This is a genomic window from Zavarzinia marina, from assembly GCF_021568905.1.
Lineage (GTDB): Bacteria > Pseudomonadota > Alphaproteobacteria > Zavarziniales > Zavarziniaceae > Zavarzinia > Zavarzinia marina.
Map to the genome: position 1 here is coordinate 232,246 of NZ_JAKGSB010000003.1, position 14,734 is coordinate 246,979.

The 14,734-nt window shown below is 67.3% G+C and carries 13 protein-coding genes; 3 read left to right on the forward strand and 10 right to left on the reverse strand.

The genetic code is table 11. The annotated features are described in order from the left end of the window. Window positions 1-34 precede the first annotated feature (34 nt). Together L2U69_RS09965 and L2U69_RS09970 are read right to left on the reverse strand one after the other, a co-directional pair. Window positions 35-325 carry a hypothetical protein gene (locus L2U69_RS09965; RefSeq protein WP_236106655.1) on the reverse strand — a complete coding sequence of 97 codons (291 nt, stop codon included), beginning with the start codon at window positions 323-325 and terminating at the stop codon, window positions 35-37. 114 nt (window positions 326-439) lie between these two features. Then, window positions 440-724, reverse strand: coding sequence for a helix-turn-helix domain-containing protein (locus L2U69_RS09970; protein WP_236106656.1), 285 nt, complete (start codon window positions 722-724; stop codon window positions 440-442). Window positions 725-849: 125 nt separating this feature from the next. Between L2U69_RS09970 and L2U69_RS09975 the strand changes: the two genes are divergently transcribed. The 3 genes from L2U69_RS09975 to L2U69_RS09985 are packed head-to-tail and all read left to right on the forward strand — an operon-like array spanning window position 850 to window position 5,049. Continuing rightward, window positions 850-1,953, forward strand: coding sequence for a glycosyltransferase (locus L2U69_RS09975; RefSeq protein WP_236106657.1), 1,104 nt, complete (start codon window positions 850-852; stop codon window positions 1,951-1,953). Then, window positions 1,932-3,698, forward strand: coding sequence for an asparagine synthase (glutamine-hydrolyzing) (gene asnB, locus L2U69_RS09980; RefSeq protein ID WP_236106658.1), 1,767 nt, complete (start codon window positions 1,932-1,934; stop codon window positions 3,696-3,698). The genes L2U69_RS09975 and asnB overlap by 22 nt, the downstream gene beginning before the upstream one ends. A gap of 10 nt (window positions 3,699-3,708) precedes the next feature. Further along, window positions 3,709-5,049, forward strand: coding sequence for a dihydroorotase (locus L2U69_RS09985; RefSeq protein ID WP_236106659.1), 1,341 nt, complete (start codon window positions 3,709-3,711; stop codon window positions 5,047-5,049). A gap of 132 nt (window positions 5,050-5,181) precedes the next feature. On the opposite strand, the gene L2U69_RS09990 is transcribed toward L2U69_RS09985, so the two are convergent. The 8 genes from L2U69_RS09990 to L2U69_RS10025 all read right to left on the reverse strand — a co-directional run bounded on the left by L2U69_RS09990 (window position 5,182) and on the right by L2U69_RS10025 (window position 14,652). After that, window positions 5,182-6,867 carry a dipeptide ABC transporter ATP-binding protein gene (locus tag L2U69_RS09990; protein WP_236106660.1) on the reverse strand — a complete coding sequence of 562 codons (1,686 nt, stop codon included), beginning with the start codon at window positions 6,865-6,867 and terminating at the stop codon, window positions 5,182-5,184. A gap of 10 nt (window positions 6,868-6,877) precedes the next feature. Further along, entirely contained in the window at window positions 6,878-7,771 is an 894-nt protein-coding gene (locus L2U69_RS09995; RefSeq protein ID WP_236106661.1) for an ABC transporter permease, read from the reverse strand. Beyond that, on the reverse strand, window positions 7,768-8,781 hold the full coding sequence (locus tag L2U69_RS10000) for an ABC transporter permease (protein WP_236106662.1): 1,014 nt from the start codon (window positions 8,779-8,781) through the stop codon (window positions 7,768-7,770). The genes L2U69_RS09995 and L2U69_RS10000 overlap by 4 nt, the downstream gene beginning before the upstream one ends. Window positions 8,782-8,846: 65 nt before the next feature. Then, on the reverse strand, window positions 8,847-10,472 hold the full coding sequence (locus L2U69_RS10005; protein ID WP_236106663.1) for an ABC transporter substrate-binding protein: 1,626 nt from the start codon (window positions 10,470-10,472) through the stop codon (window positions 8,847-8,849). A gap of 299 nt (window positions 10,473-10,771) precedes the next feature. Continuing rightward, window positions 10,772-11,740, reverse strand: coding sequence for a dipeptide ABC transporter ATP-binding protein (locus L2U69_RS10010; RefSeq protein WP_236106664.1), 969 nt, complete (start codon window positions 11,738-11,740; stop codon window positions 10,772-10,774). Continuing rightward, window positions 11,737-12,747 carry an ABC transporter ATP-binding protein gene (locus L2U69_RS10015; RefSeq protein WP_236106665.1) on the reverse strand — a complete coding sequence of 337 codons (1,011 nt, stop codon included), beginning with the start codon at window positions 12,745-12,747 and terminating at the stop codon, window positions 11,737-11,739. Before L2U69_RS10015 ends, L2U69_RS10010 begins: the two co-directional genes overlap by 4 nt. Window position 12,748: 1 nt before the next feature. Further along, complete coding sequence (locus L2U69_RS10020) at window positions 12,749-13,645, reverse strand: ABC transporter permease subunit (protein ID WP_236106666.1); 897 nt, start codon at window positions 13,643-13,645, stop codon at window positions 12,749-12,751. After that, window positions 13,642-14,652: an ABC transporter permease subunit gene (locus tag L2U69_RS10025; RefSeq protein WP_236106667.1), complete on the reverse strand. Its 1,011-nt coding sequence runs from the start codon at window positions 14,650-14,652 to the stop codon at window positions 13,642-13,644. Before L2U69_RS10025 ends, L2U69_RS10020 begins: the two co-directional genes overlap by 4 nt. Window positions 14,653-14,734 lie beyond the last annotated feature (82 nt).

Here is a 14,734-nt window from a genome sequence, read left to right on the forward strand (position 1 = left end):
CCCTCGGTACCGCCCCGGTCTTTCCGGGGCGGTGTCAGAGCAATTCCTCGACCGCGATCCCGCGCGGCGCCGCATCCGCCTCGGCGTTCAGCAATTGCTGCAGCTTGGCGGCGACCACGGTCGCGGGGGCACCGGATTCGCGCAATGTGCGGGCCAGCCGGGCGAAATGCGTTTCATGGATCCGGGGCACGGGCACATCGGCCGGAACCGCCGCCTCGAACCAGACCGCCAGATGGGGCGGCAGGTAGAAGCGGCCCGTCCGCTCGTCATAGCGAACACCCATCTCGCGATAGGCGACACGGTCGCCGCGCCTGCTGCTGCCCATACGCACTCTCCTCGTTCACGCCATCAGTCTACGGGATATGGCACCAGGATGACGCTGTTGCAGTGCAGCATGAAATTCTCGCGATGTCATCCCTCTCCCTTGGGGGGAGCGTGATCAGACGAGATCGTCGATCGTGATGCCGAGGGCATCGGCGATCGCCTTCATGGCGCGGACGGAACCGTCGCGCTTTCCGCCCTCGATCTGGCTGACATGGGCCTGGGACAGGCCCGCCGCTTCCGCGAGCGCGCGGGCGGCCATGCCACGATGCTCGCGCCAGACCTTGACCGGGTTCTCGCCCCCGATCAGGCGCGCGACCATGGCGGCGGGCACCAATTCTTCCTCCCCGGCGGCGAGACGCTCACGGAAGCGGGCGACGGCGGCGATGTCTTCTGCGTCCATGTGGCGTTTCGCGTCTGCGGCCATGTCCGTGGGAACTTGGCCGAACTTCGGAGCCCTGAATATTGGGGATCTCGTCGCCCAATGTCATCCCGTCGTTTGACGCTGCCGGGCAAAAGGGCTAGTGGATGCGCATGCGTGTGATCCAGGCTATCGCCGGCGCGCCCCGGGGCGGGGCCGAGGCTTTCTATGCCCGTCTCGTGCCGGCGCTGACCCGGGCCGGGCTGGACCAGATGGCCGTTACGCGCCCGGTCGCCGAACGCCGCCGCGCCCTCGACGGCGCCGGCGTGCCGACCCTGGAGACGGGTTTCGGCAGTCCCTATCTCGACCTCCTCAGCCGCTGGCGGTTTCGCCGGGCGATCGCCGAATTCGGGCCCGACATCGTCGTCACCTGGGCCAATCGCGCCAGTGCCATCTGCCCGTCGAGCCCGGTCGCCGGCCGGAACTTCCTGAAGGTCGGGCGCCTCGGCGGCTATTACGATCCGAAGTATTACCGCGACTGCCATCATCTGGTCGGCAATACGCCAGGTATCTGCGCCTATCTGCGCGACAAGGGCTGGCCGGCGGAGCGGGTTCATCACGTGCCAAACTTCGTCGATCCGCCCAGGGGGCCGGCGGTCGCCCGCGCGACCATCGGCACGCCGTCCAATGTGACCCTGGTGGTGGCGCTGGGCAGGCTCCACGTGAACAAGGCGTTCGATACCCTGTTGAAGGCCTTGGCCCTGGTTCCCGGCGTCCATCTCTGGCTCGCCGGTTCGGGGCCGGAGGAGGCGGCGCTGAAGGCGCTGGCGGGGGAACTGGGCGTGACCGACCGGGTCTCCTTCCTCGGCTGGCGCGAGGATGCGGCCAATCTGGTGGCCGCCGCCGACATCTTCTGCTGCCCCTCGCGCCACGAGCCCTTCGGCAATGTCGTCGCCGAAGCCTGGGCCGCCGGGCGGCCGGTGGTGGCTGCCGCCGCTTCCGGCCCGAAGACCCTGCTGCGTCACGAGGAGGACGGCCTTCTGGTGCCGGTGGACGACGTGCCGGCACTGGCGACCGCGATCGCCAGGATCGACGCCGACCGCCTGCTGGGCGCGCGCCTCGCCGCTGCCGGCAAGACCCGTTACGAGGCCGAATTCTCGGAAGTCTCCGTCGTTCGCCAATGGCTCGACTTCTTCGAGCGCATTTCGGGCAAGCCCGCCGTCCCCGCCAAGGCCGATGGAGAGACGCCATGTGCGGCATCGCCGGCCTGATGACCCTGGACGGCGGCGCGCCCGATGCCGCCGTGCTCGACCGGATGGATGCCGCGCTCGCCCATCGCGGGCCGGACGGCATGGGCCGCCATGTTTCGGGCGATACCGCACTCCTTCAGCAGCGCCTCGCCATCATCGATCTCGCGACCGGCGACCAGCCCTTCGTACGGGCGAACGGCATTTCCCTGGTCGGCAATGGCGAGATTTACAATTACCGCGAATTGAAGCGCGACCTGCGGGGTTTCGCCTTCGTCTCGCAATCCGACTGCGAGGTGCCGATCCCGCTCTACGAGGATCACGGCCTCGGCTTCCAGGCGCCGCTGCGCGGCATGTATGCGCTGGCCATTCACGACATGGCGGCGGCGCGGCTGGTGCTGGCGCGCGACCGCTTCGGCATCAAGCCGCTCTATGTCGCCGAGACTTCGGCCGGTCTCGTCTTCGCCTCGGAGCCGCAGGCGATCGTCGCCTCCGGTCTCGTCCCGCCCGTGCTGCGGCGTGAATCGGTCGAGGAATTGCTGCAGTTGCAGTTCCAGATCGGCGCCGATACCGCCTTCGAAGGCATCCACCGCTTGCTGCCGGGCCAGCAGGTCGTGGTGGAACGCGGCCGGATCACCGCGACCCGGCGCCTGCCGGCGCTGGAGCCGGGGCCCGAGATCCGCAGTGAAGACGAGGCGCTGACGGCCTTCGATACCGCCTTCGCCGACAGTGTCGACGTGCACCGGCGATCGGACGTGCCCTATGGCATGTTCCTGTCGGGCGGGATCGACAGCAGTGCCGTGCTCGCCATGATGAAGCGCCAGATGGATCGTCCGGTCGAAGCCTTCACCGCCTGGTTCCCCGGTACGGCGGCGGCGGACGAGCGGGCGAAGGCGAAAGCGGTCGCCGATTGGGCGGGCGCGCGGCACCACGAGGTCGAATTCACTGAAGCCGATTTTCTGACCCTGCTGCCCCTTGTGGCGGCGGCGCTGGACGATCCGGCGGCGGATTACGCGGCCCTGCCCACCTTCAAGCTGGCGGCGGCGGCGCGCGCGGCGGGGATCAAGGTCGTGCTGTCGGGCGAGGGCGGCGACGAACTCTTCGCCGGTTACGGTCGTTACCGCCGCCTGCTGCGCCCGCGCCTGTTCGGTGGTCGCGCCATGCGCGCCAAGGGGCCCTTCGATGCCCTGCCGGGCCTGTTGCGCCAGGGCGGTGACGGCTGGCGCAGGCGCTTCGAGGCGGTCGGCGACGAGGTCGGGGCATTGGCCGGCGGCGATCGCCTGCGCCATGCCCAGGCGATCGATTGCGCCGACTGGCTGCCCAACGACCTTCTCATCAAACTCGACCGCTGCCTGATGCATCATGGCGTCGAGGGGCGGACGCCGATGCTGGACCCGGCGGTCGCGGCCGTCGCCTGGCGCCTGCCCGCGAAACTGAAGATCCGGGGCCGCATGGGCAAATATCTGCTGCGCCGCTGGGTCGAACGGAACGTGCCGGCGGCGGAACCCTTCGCCAGGAAGCAGGGCTTCACCGTGCCGGTCGAAAAATGGATCGCGGATCATGGCGCCCGGCTGGCGCCGCTTCTGGGGCGCGATCCCGGCATCGCGGAAATCGCGCATCCCGACCGTATCGAAGCCCTGTTCCGCGACGGCGCCAAGGAACATGGCGCGGCGCGCTGGCGGCTTCTCTTCTTCGCCCTCTGGCATCGCCGGCACATGCGTGGCCTGATGCCCGAAGGCGACATCTTCGATTGTCTTTCCGCAGGCTGAGGACCCGATCATGACCGGCACCTACGACCTCGTCGTCACCGGCGGCACCATCGTCAACCAGAACGGACGGGGCGTCGGCGACGTCGGCGTGATCGGCGGGTGCATCGCCGCCATCGGCGATCTGTCGCGGGCCGACGCGGGCGAACGCTTCGATGCCACCGGGCTTCACGTCCTGCCTGGCGTGATCGACAGCCAGGTGCATTTCCGCGAACCCGGCCTCGATCACAAGGAAGACCTGGCCACGGGTTCCCTGGCGGCGGTGAAGGGCGGGGTTACGGCCGTCTTCGAAATGCCGAACACCAACCCCTCGACCACCACGCCCGACGCCCTGGACGAGAAGCTGCGCCGGGCCAAGGGCCGCATGTTCTGCGACCACGCCTTCTATGCCGGTGCGACCGAGGACAATATGGGTGCGCTGGCGGCCATGGAGGCGATGGCGGGCTGTGCCGGGATCAAGGTCTTCATGGGGGCTTCCACCGGCTCCCTTCTGGTGGCCGAGGACGAGGCGCTGGAGAAGGTGCTGACCACCGGCCGGCGCCGCATCGCCATTCACGCCGAGGACGAATATCGCCTGAAGGAGCGCCGTCCCATCGCCGACAGCGGCGATGTCGCCGATCATTGCAACTGGCGCGATCCCGTCTCCGCCATGATGGCGACCAGGCGCGCCGTCGCCATCGCGCGGCGCCACGGCAGGCGTATCCATATCCTCCACGTGACGACGAAGGAGGAGATGGAATTCCTGGGCACCCACAAGGATCTGGTGACGGTGGAGACGACGCCCCAGCACCTGACCCTCTCCGCGCCCGACGCCTATCGCCGCCTCGGCACCCATGCCCAGATGAACCCGCCGATCCGCGAGGAACATCACCGCCTCGGCCTCTGGGAGGCGGTGCGGGCCGGTATCGTCGACGTCATCGGTTCCGACCATGCGCCCCATACGGCGGCGGAAAAGGCGAAGCCCTATCCCAATTCGCCCTCCGGCATGCCCGGCGTGCAGACCCTGCTGCCCCTGCTGCTCGATCACGCCTCGAAAGGCGCGCTGACCCTGGAGCGGGTGGTGGATCTGACCAGTGCCGGCGCCCAGCGCATCTTCGGCCTGGCGGCCAAGGGCCGCATCGCCGTCGGTTACGACGCCGACTTGACCCTGGTCGACCTGGCGGCGACGCGGGAGATCACGGGTGACTGGCTCGCCAGCCGCTGCGGCTGGAGCCCGTTCGAGGGTATGAGCGTGACCGGCTGGCCCATGGCCACGATCATCCGCGGCCATATCGTGATGCGCGACGGCGAAGTGCCGGGGCCGGCCCTCGGCGAACCGCTGCGTTTCTCGGAAGTGCCGGCAGCCTTCGTCTGAGGCTTCCCCCTCACCCCAACCCTCTCCCCGCAAGCGGGGCGAGGGAGTTCGTTTGGGGCTCGGTCCAGGCCCTCGCCCCTTTGGGGAGAGGGGTGGGTGAGGGGCGAAACACCAATCGTTTCAGGAAGAGCGTCACACCGGCGGATGCGGGATCGCCGAGATCAGCTCCCTGGTGTAATCCGCCTGGGGCGCTTCCAGCACCTGTTCGGCCGTGCCTTCCTCGACGATGCGGCCCTGGCGCATGACGATCACCCGGTCGCACAGCAGGCGCACGACGTGAAGATCGTGGCTGACGAAGAGATAGCTCATGCCGAGCGTTTCCTTCAGATGCTGCAACAGGTTCAGCACCACCGCCTGCACCGAGACGTCGAGGGCGGCGGTCGGCTCGTCCAGGATCACCAGATCGGGGTTGAGCGCGATCGCCCGGGCGATGCCCACGCGCGCCTTCTGCCCGCCCGAAAGCTGATGCGGGAAGCGATCCAACAGATCCAGGGGAAAGCCGACCATGGTGGCGAGTTCGGCGACCTTGTCGCGCAGGCGCGCGCCCCCCTTGTAACCGCCCATGCGCAGCAGCGGATCGGCGATGGCGCGTGAGACGGTATAGCGCGGGTTCAGGCTTTCGGTCGGATCCTGGAACACCATCTGGATCCGCTTGCGCATCGGGTGGGAGGCGAAGCCCCGGGCCGGCAGGGCGCCGATGTCTTCCCCGTCGAAGGTGATGCGCCCGCCGCTGGCGTCGATCAGGCGCATGACGATGGTGGAGGTGGTCGACTTGCCACAGCCGCTCTCCCCGACGAGGCCGACGCTTTCGCCCCGGTTCACGGTGAAGGAAATGCCGTCGACCGCGCGGAAGGGCGGCGGCGGTTCCACTTTCTTGCCGAACATCGTGGCAAGCCGCGCGGGCGGGGCCTGGCGCTTGTATTCCTTCACCAGATCCTCGACCACCAGCAGCGGTTCGCCGATCCGATGGGGGGCGATCGGTGCCGGTGCCGGCGTCTCCTCGGGCAGGAGATCGTGGAGCGTGATGCCGGGGCGCGGCGTGGCGCGCATCAGTTTCCGGGTATAGGCGGCCTCGGGGGCGCGGAAAATGTCGATCGAGGTCGCGGTCTCGACCACGCGGCCCTTCTCCATGACGACGACCTTGTCGCAATAGGCGGCGGCGAGGCCGAGGTCGTGGGTGATCAGGATCGCCGACATGCCGCGTGCCCGGACCAGATCGACCACCAGATCCATCACCGCCTTCTGGGTGGTGACGTCGAGGCCGGTGGTCGGCTCGTCCGCGATGAGCAATTGGGGTTTGCAGGCGAGTGCAAGCGCGATGACGATGCGCTGGCACATGCCGCCCGACAGTTCGAAGGGATAGGCGTGGTAACGCTCCTCCGGCCGGGCGATACGGACCTGTTCCAGAAGCTCGATCGCCTTCTGGGTCACGTCGCGGGCATCGGCCTGGGCGTGTTGCAGAAGAACGTCCTCGAGCTGCTTGCCGACCTTGCGGATCGGGTTGAGCGCGAGGCGCGGGTTCTGGAAGATCATCGACATCTCGCGCCCGCGCAGGTCGCGCATCTCGGGTTCCGACGCGCCGACGAGGTCGAGGCTGGTATAGGTGATGGTGCCCCGGGCGATCCGTCCCACCCGGTCCAGGATGCGCATGACGGCATAGGAGGTGACGGATTTGCCCGAGCCCGATTCGCCGACGACGCCGACGATCTCGCCCTTGGGCACCGTGAGGTTCACCTCCTTGACCGCCTGCACGATGCCGCGCCGGGTGGAGAATTCGACCGTGAGGTCCTTGACCTCGAGCAGGGGGACGGCAGTCATGGGCGTCTCCTCAGGTGCGGCGCTGCGGGTCGATGATGTCGCGCAGACCATCGCCCATCAGGTTGAAGCAGAACACGGCGAGCATGAGGGCGAGGCCGGGGAAGAGCGCGATCCACCATTCGCCGGAGACGATGAAGGCGGCGCCTTCCGCGACCATGATGCCCCATTCCGGCGTCGGCGGCCGGACGCCGAGACCGATGAAGGAGAGGCCGGCGGCGTTCAGGATGGCGTAGCCCATGGTGAGCGACATCTGCACCATCATGATCGGCAGGATGTTGGGCACGATCTGGGTCAGCACCGTGCGCATCTCGGAATTGCCGGTCAGGCGCGCGGCCTGCACGAAGCCCGCCTCGCGCCGGATATTCGCCTCCGACCGCGCGATACGGGCATAGAGCGGGAAATTCACGATGGCGGTGGCGATGACGATGTTTGTCACCGTATTGCCCAGCGCCGCGACGATGCCCATGGCCAGCACGAACAGCGGGAACGCCATGATGGTGTCGGCCAGGCGCCCGACGATGCGGTCGGTCCAGCCGCCGAAGTAACCGGCGGCGACACCCGCGAGCCCGCCCACGACGAAGACCAGGGCCACCGAGAAGATGGCGATCGCCATGTCGAGGCGGGTGGCGGCGACGACGCGGCTGAAGATGTCGCGCCCGACCTGGTCGGTGCCGAACCAATGGGCCGCCGACGGCGCCTGAAGGGCGGCGGCGGTATCGGATTCGAAGGGATCATAGGGCACGATCCAGGGCCCGATCACGGCGGCCACCAGGAACAGGGCGAAGAGCCCGAAGGACAGCCCGGTGACCGGGTTCTCCCCGATCACGTGGCGGGCGTGGCGCAGCGTCGCCATCAGGCCGGAGGCGGGCGGCGCGGTGGGGGCGGTATCGGTCACGGCGGTCATCCCTCGATCCTCACGCGCGGGTCGATCACCCCGTAGAGGAGGTCGATCAACAGGTTGAGCACGACATACATGATCGCCATGGCGAGCACGAAACCCTGCACCGGCGCGTAATCGGACGCGATCAGCGCCTCGACGGCATAGGAGCCGATGCCGGGCCAGGCGAAGACCTTCTCGACGAGCACGTTCGCGCCGAGCAGGAAGGAGAACACCATGCCCAGCGTGGTGATCACCGGCAGCATGGCGTTTCGAAAGGCATAGCCGACGATCACCTTGAAGGGCGACAGGCCGGAGGCCCTGGCCGTGCGGACGAATTCCGACGACAGCACCGACAGCATGGAAGCCCTGGTGATACGGGTGATCGGGGCCAGCGCGAAGATCGCCAGCGTCGCCGAAGGCACCGCCAGTTGGGCGAGCGCGGAGCCCAGCGTCTCCCAATCGCCGACCAGCACGCAGTCGATCAGCAGGAAGCCGGTGATCGGATCGGGCGGAAAGGCGAAGACGTCGAGCCGGCCGAGCGGCGCCGGCGCCCAGCCGAGGATGTAGTAGAAGACATAGACCAGCAGCAGGCCGGTGAAGAACACCGGCAGCGAGACGCCGGCGGTGGCGACGATGCGGCACAGGTGATCGATCCACGAGCCCTGGCGCACGGCCGCCAGAATGCCCAGCGGCACGGCGACGGCGATGGCGATGAAGAGGCCGAACAGGGTGAGTTCGGCGGACGCCGGCAGGCGGTCGATGATGTCCTGGATCACCGGCTGGCCGGTGGTCAGCGACGAACCGAGATCGCCCTGCACGAGGGCGCCGACATAGTCGACGAATTGCTCCGGAATCGACTTGTCGAGGCCGAGCTTGACGCGGATTTCCTCGATCGCCTCGGGCGTCGCGGCGGGGCCGGCGAAATAGGCGGCGGTGTCGCCCGGCAGCACGCGGGTCAGCAGGAAAGTGACGATGATCACGCCGATCAGGCTTGGAATGGCGGTGGCCAGCCGGCGCAGGAACGAACTCAACATGTTACGCCTCCGTCAATGGACATCCACGAAGTGCCGCCCCGGCGGAACCGGGGCGGCGGGCGGGATCAAGCCTTCGCGAGGCTGCGGTAGTCGAGGCGGCGGTGGAACCAGTACTGGTAACCGCTGACGTTCGGCTGCATCGCGACGTTGACATAGGGCTGATAGAGCGGGATGCGCGGCACTTCCTCGAAGGCGAGGTCGACGAAGTCCTTCACGTCCTTCTCGTAGGCCATGGTGTCGCCATTGGCCGCGGCGGCGCGGGCGCCGTCGATCATGGCGTCCATTTCGGGCGACTGATAGCTCATCGTGTTGAAGACCGCGTTCTGGCCGTGATAGCACCAGAAGAAGAAATATTCCGGATAGTCCAGCCAGCCCGAGAAGACGTTGGTGATCAGGGGCATCTCCTTCTTGATCAACTCCGTTCGCCAGTTGGCGCCCGGAATCTTGTTGATCGTGGTCTTGATGCCGATCTGGGCCAGGCTTTCCTGCACCAGGATGCAGAGGGGTTCGTTCACCCCGGCGAAGCCGAGGTTGAAGGACAGCGTGGTCTCGAAACCGTTCGGGTAACCGGCCTCGGCCAGCAGGGCGCGGGCCTTGTCGAGGTCGGTGAAATACTTGTGGGGCTGCGGCCAGGCGACTTCGGTCGGCGTGTCGGCGGCGGCCCCGAACATGGGCTTGGCCAGGCCGAACATCACGGCGTCGATGATCTTCTGATAGGGCAGGGCATAGGCGACGGCCTGCCGGACCTTCACATTGTCGAAGGGCGGCTGGGTCACGTTCATGCCGATGTATTGGATACCGTTGGAATAGGGCGTCGAGACCAGGGACAGCTTGCCGTCCTGCTTCATCTCGGCGAAATCCTTGGACGGCAGATCGAAGGACAGATCGGCGTCGCCGCGCTCGAGGAGGGCGCGGCGGTTGCCGGCCGAGGGCACGATGCGCCAGATGATGCGCTTCAGCGCGGGCTTCGGACCGCCCTTCCAATCCTCGTGGCGTTCGAGCACGACTTCGGTGCCGGAACGCCAGCGCACCACCTTGTAGGCGCCGGAACCGGCGGTGTTCTGCTTCGTGTATTCGAGACCCCAGGGGTCATCGGCCGTGGCGTGCTTCTTCACCAGTTGGGAATTGACGATGCAGGGCACGATCACCGCGAGATCGGGAATGGTCAGACGGTCCTTGCGCAGGAAATCCACGCGCACCGTGTGGTCGTCGACGACGACGAACTGGTCGGTCTGTTCCAGGGAACCGGCCTTCATCTGGAAGGTCGGGAAGCCGCCGACCGAAACCGCGCGGTCGAGCGACCATTTGACGTCGGCGGCGGTCACCGGCGTGCCGTCCTGGAACACGGCATCCTTGCGCAGCTTGAAGGTCGCCGACATGTCGCCGACGTTCATGTCCTCCGCCAATTCCGGTTTGAACTTGTCGCGGTCGTAATAGGGCACGCCGTTCGGGCCGGACTTCATCTCGTGGCTGATCAGCCGGTCGTAGCAGTTCCAGCTCACCTCATAGCCGGGCACATTGGTGCCGACGCCGTGGATGTCCAGGTTGTTCGGGCCGTTCTCGGAAACGATCAGCAGGGACTCCTGCCGGGCGTCGGCCCTGGCGGGCGAGATGATCGACGGCGCGGCGACCCCCGTTCCGGCGACCACGGCGGCGGTCGAAGCTGTCTTCAGAAAATCGCGACGGTTCATGGCAACGCCCCCTCAACATTTGGACGCGTCTTGCATTTCAAGCATCGTGCCAAATTGCATACATTTCGCGCCGCGACGTTAACCATGTGGATTCATTGGGAAAAGCATTAGCGAGAGGGTTGCCTGTTTTTCGCGCTGACGTGATATAGTGATTAAAAAATGTGCTATTGCTGAAAATTGCATACATAAAAATCGGGCAGAGTCATCCATCCGCCGTTCCGGCGAAGGCCGGAACCCGATGACCGGAAGGCGCCTTTCCGTCGAAGGGACCCGGCCTGCGCCGGGGCGACGGATCGGGATCAGTCGGCGAAATGGCAGGCGGTCAGGCTGTCGCCCACGGGGCGCAGTGCCGGGCGTTCCGCCGCGCAGCGGTCCGTCGCCAGGGGGCAGCGGGTGCGGAAGACGCAGCCGCTCGGCGGATTCAGGGGGGAGGGCAGTTCGCCGCTGAGGGGCGCCGGGCGGCCGGCGCGTTCGTCCGGGTCGATCTGGGGCCGGGCCGCCAGCAGGGCCTTGGTATAGGGATGGCGCGGGGCCCCGAACAGGGTCGCGGCGGGCGCCTGTTCGACCGGCAGGCCGAGATACATCACCAGAACCTCGTCGGCGACGAAGCGGACGACGCCGAGATCATGGCTGATGAAGACCATGGCGAGGCCCATTTCCTCCTGCAGGTCCATCAGCAGATTGAGCACCTGGGCCTGAACCGAGACGTCGAGGGCCGAGACCGGCTCGTCCGCCACCAGGATGCGGGGGCGCAGCATCAGGGCGCGGGCGATGGCGATGCGCTGGCGCTGGCCGCCGGAAAACATATGCGGATAGCGGTCGGCGTGCTCGGGGCGCAGGCCGACCTTGGTCAGCATGGCCTCCACCGCTTCGCCGCGCGCCTTCGCATCCAGATCGGTATTGATGATCAGCGGTTCCGCCAGGGCGGCGCCGATGGTGCGGCGCGGGTTCAGGGAACCATAGGGGTTCTGGAACACCATCTGCACCGAGCGGCGCAGTGCCTTGCGCTCGTCCTTCGATGGCGCGCCGGCATCCTTGCCGTCGATCAGCAGGCGGCCGCCGCTCGGGCTTTCGATCAGGGTGAGCTGGCGCGCGAGCGTGGACTTGCCGCAGCCGCTCTCGCCGACGATGGCGAGCGTGCGGCCCGGCGTCAGGGCGAAGGAGACGCCGTTGACGGCGTGAAGGTCGCGCGGCTTGCGGAAGGGGCCGCGCGGGATCTGATAGGTCTTGCGCAGGTCGACGGCTTCGAGAACGGTTTCGGCGCTCATGCCGGCACCTCCATTCGATCGGGGCCGGGCTGGCCGTCGGGCATCAGGGGCCGGTGGCAGCGCACGGCGCCATTCCCGCCCGGCAGAAGGTCCGGGTGTACCGCCACGCAGCGTTCGTCGGCGAAGGCGCAGCGCGGTTGCAGCAGGCAGCCGGCCGGCCGGTCGAAGGGGCCGGGCACGACGCCCGGGATCGCCGGCAGGCGGCCGCGCCAGCCCGTCACTTTCGCTTCGACGACGGCGCGGTCGGGCAGGGCGTTCAACAGGGCGGCGGTATAGGGATGGGCAGGCCGGGCGAAGAGGTCGGCGGTGGTCGCCATTTCGACCACTTCGCCGGCATACATGACGATGACCCGGTCGGCGATTTCGGCCAGCACGCCGAGGTCATGGGTGATGAAGACGAGACCCATGCCCTTCTGACGCTGGAGATCGACGAGGAGGCGCAGGATCTGCGCCTGGATGGTGACGTCGAGGGCGGTCGTCGGCTCGTCGGCGATCAGCAGGCGGGGATCGAGGGCGACGCTCATGGCGATCATCACGCGCTGGTTCATGCCGCCCGAAAGCTGGTGCGGGAAAGACGACAGGCGCCGGCCGGCATCGGGGATGCCGACCATTTCCAGGAGTTCGACGGCGCGTTCGCGGCGCTTCCGGCGATCCTTCAGGCCGTGAATGGCCAGCACTTCCTCGATCTGGAAACCGACGGTATAGGACGGGTTCAGGCTGGTCATCGGCTCCTGGAAGATCATGGCGATGTCGCGGCCCAGGAGGCGGCGGCGCGCCTTGGCCGACAGCGCCAGAAGATCCCGTCCGTCGAAGGCCATGGATTTCGCCGTCACCTTGCCCGGCGCATCGATGAGGCCCATGACCGCCAGCGAAGTGACGGATTTGCCCGAGCCGCTCTCGCCGACGACGCCGACGATCTCGCCGGCCTCGACCGTCATGTCGACGCCGGAGACCGCCTGGAAGCGGCCGAAGCGCACCGAAAGATCGCGGATTTCAAGGAGCGCCATCTCACCGCTCCTTCAGCTTGGGATCGAGGGCGTCGCGCAGACCGTCGCCCAGCAGATTGAAGGCGAGCACGGTCAGCAGGATGGCGAGGCCCGGGAAGGTGACGACCCACCAATGGCCCGACTGCACGAATTTCTTGGCGTCCGCCAGCATGGTGCCCCATTCGGGCGTCGGCGGCTGGGCGCCGAGGCCGAGGAAGCCGAGCGCGGCGGCATCGAGAATGGCGGAGGAAAAGCCCAGTGTCGCCTGCACGATCAGCGGCGCCAGGCAATTGGGCAGGACCACGATCATCATCATGCGCAGGATGCCGGCACCGGCGATGCGGCTGGCGGTGACGTAATCCTTGGCCAGTTCGCCGATCACGGTCGCCCGCGTCAGGCGCACGTAATGGGGCAGCACGACGATGGCGATGGCGATCATGGCATTGGTCAGGGACGGGCCGAGCACGGCGACGATGGCGACCGCGAGAAGCAGGCTCGGGATCGCCATCAGGACGTCCATCAGGCGCATGATGAACTGGTCCAGCAGCCCGCGCGAGAAGCCGGCGACGAGGCCCAGCAGCACGCCGACGCCCAGCGACAGGGTGACCACGATCGCCCCGATGAAGAGCGAGAGCTGCGAGCCCCACATGATGCGCGAAAGGATGTCGCGTCCGACGTCGTCGGTGCCGAGCAGGAAACGCCAGTCGTCGCCGCCGGCCCAGGGCGGGGCGGTGAGGAAATTGTCGCGGTACTGGGTATCGGCGGCATGGGGCGCCACGATCGGCGCGAAGACGGCGCAGAAGACGACCAGCAGGATGAACAGAAGCCCGGCGAGGGCGCCCCGGTTGCGGCTGAAATCGCGCCAGAAGGCGAGCAGCGGCGCCGGAGGGGCGGGGGTGGTTTCGCTGACCGTGCTCATTTCTGCAACCGGATCCTCGGATTGATCAGGCCATAGAGCAGGTCTACGACCAGATTGACGGCGATGATGGTCATGGCGATCAGCAGGATGCCGCCCTGCACGGCCGGGAAGTCGCGCCGGCCGATGGCGTCGATCAGCCATTTGCCCACCCCCGGCCATGAAAAGATCGTCTCGGTCAGAACGGCGCCGGCGAGCAGGGTGCCGGTCTGCAGCCCGATCACCGTGACCACGGGAATGAGTGCGTTACGAAGCGCGTGGACCCAGATCACGCGCCTGGGCGACAGGCCCTTGGCCCTGGCGGTCCGGATGTAGTCCTCCCCCAGCACTTCCAGCATGGCGGAGCGCGTCATGCGCGCGATCACGGCGAGCGGAATGGTGCCGAGCACGATGGAAGGCAGGATCAGGTGATGCAGGGCGGACCAGAAGGCGCCCGCCTCGTCCGACAGCAGGGTGTCGATCAGCATGAAGCCGGTCGTCGGCTCGATGTAATAGAGGATGTCCAGCCGGCCCGAGACCGGGGTCAGGCCGAGAGTGTTGGAGAACAGTACGATCAGCAGGATCGCCCACCAGAAGATCGGCATGGAATAGCCGGTCAGGGCCGCCCCCATCACCCCGTGATCGAGGAAACTGCCCCGTGTCAGCGCCGCCAAAATGCCGGCGGGCAGGCCGATGACGATGGCGAAGATCATGGCCACCACGGAAAGCTCGATGGTGGCGGGGAACAGTTCGGCGAATTCGTCCAGCACCGGGCGCTGGGTGACATAGGACTTGCCGAGATCGCCCTGCACCACGTCGCCCAGATAGGAAAGGAATTGTTCGTGCAGCGGCCGGTCGAGACCGAGGGCGTGGCGCCGTTCCGCCAATTGCTCCTCGGTGATGCCGCGCTCCCCGGCCCGGACCTCGACGGCATCGCCGTGCAGCTGCCGCACCAGGAAGAAGGCGAGAAGGATGACGCCCAGCAGGGTGGGGACGAGGACGATCAGTCGAGAGGCCAGGAAACGGAGCATTCAGGCCCTTTGCTTTATGTCCGGGCGTCATCCCGGCGAAGGCCGGGATCCCGCGGGGAAGGAACTCCCTCCCCGAAAGGCC

Coding starts and splice junctions, on each gene's coding strand:
- asnB (WP_236106658.1), top strand. CDS start 1,932: ATGTGCGGCATCGCCGGCCTGATGACCCTGGACGGCGGCGCGCCCGAT.
- L2U69_RS10010 (WP_236106664.1), bottom strand. CDS start 11,740: ATGAGCGCCGAAACCGTTCTCGAAGCCGTCGACCTGCGCAAGACCTAT.
- L2U69_RS09975 (WP_236106657.1), top strand. CDS start 850: ATGCGCATGCGTGTGATCCAGGCTATCGCCGGCGCGCCCCGGGGCGGG.
- L2U69_RS10015 (WP_236106665.1), bottom strand. CDS start 12,747: ATGGCGCTCCTTGAAATCCGCGATCTTTCGGTGCGCTTCGGCCGCTTC.
- L2U69_RS09985 (WP_236106659.1), top strand. CDS start 3,709: ATGACCGGCACCTACGACCTCGTCGTCACCGGCGGCACCATCGTCAAC.
- L2U69_RS10020 (WP_236106666.1), bottom strand. CDS start 13,645: ATGAGCACGGTCAGCGAAACCACCCCCGCCCCTCCGGCGCCGCTGCTC.
- L2U69_RS09995 (WP_236106661.1), bottom strand. CDS start 7,771: ATGACCGCCGTGACCGATACCGCCCCCACCGCGCCGCCCGCCTCCGGC.
- L2U69_RS10025 (WP_236106667.1), bottom strand. CDS start 14,652: ATGCTCCGTTTCCTGGCCTCTCGACTGATCGTCCTCGTCCCCACCCTG.
- L2U69_RS09965 (WP_236106655.1), bottom strand. CDS start 325: ATGGGCAGCAGCAGGCGCGGCGACCGTGTCGCCTATCGCGAGATGGGT.
- L2U69_RS10000 (WP_236106662.1), bottom strand. CDS start 8,781: ATGTTGAGTTCGTTCCTGCGCCGGCTGGCCACCGCCATTCCAAGCCTG.
- L2U69_RS09970 (WP_236106656.1), bottom strand. CDS start 724: ATGGACGCAGAAGACATCGCCGCCGTCGCCCGCTTCCGTGAGCGTCTC.
- L2U69_RS10005 (WP_236106663.1), bottom strand. CDS start 10,472: ATGAACCGTCGCGATTTTCTGAAGACAGCTTCGACCGCCGCCGTGGTC.
- L2U69_RS09990 (WP_236106660.1), bottom strand. CDS start 6,867: ATGACTGCCGTCCCCCTGCTCGAGGTCAAGGACCTCACGGTCGAATTC.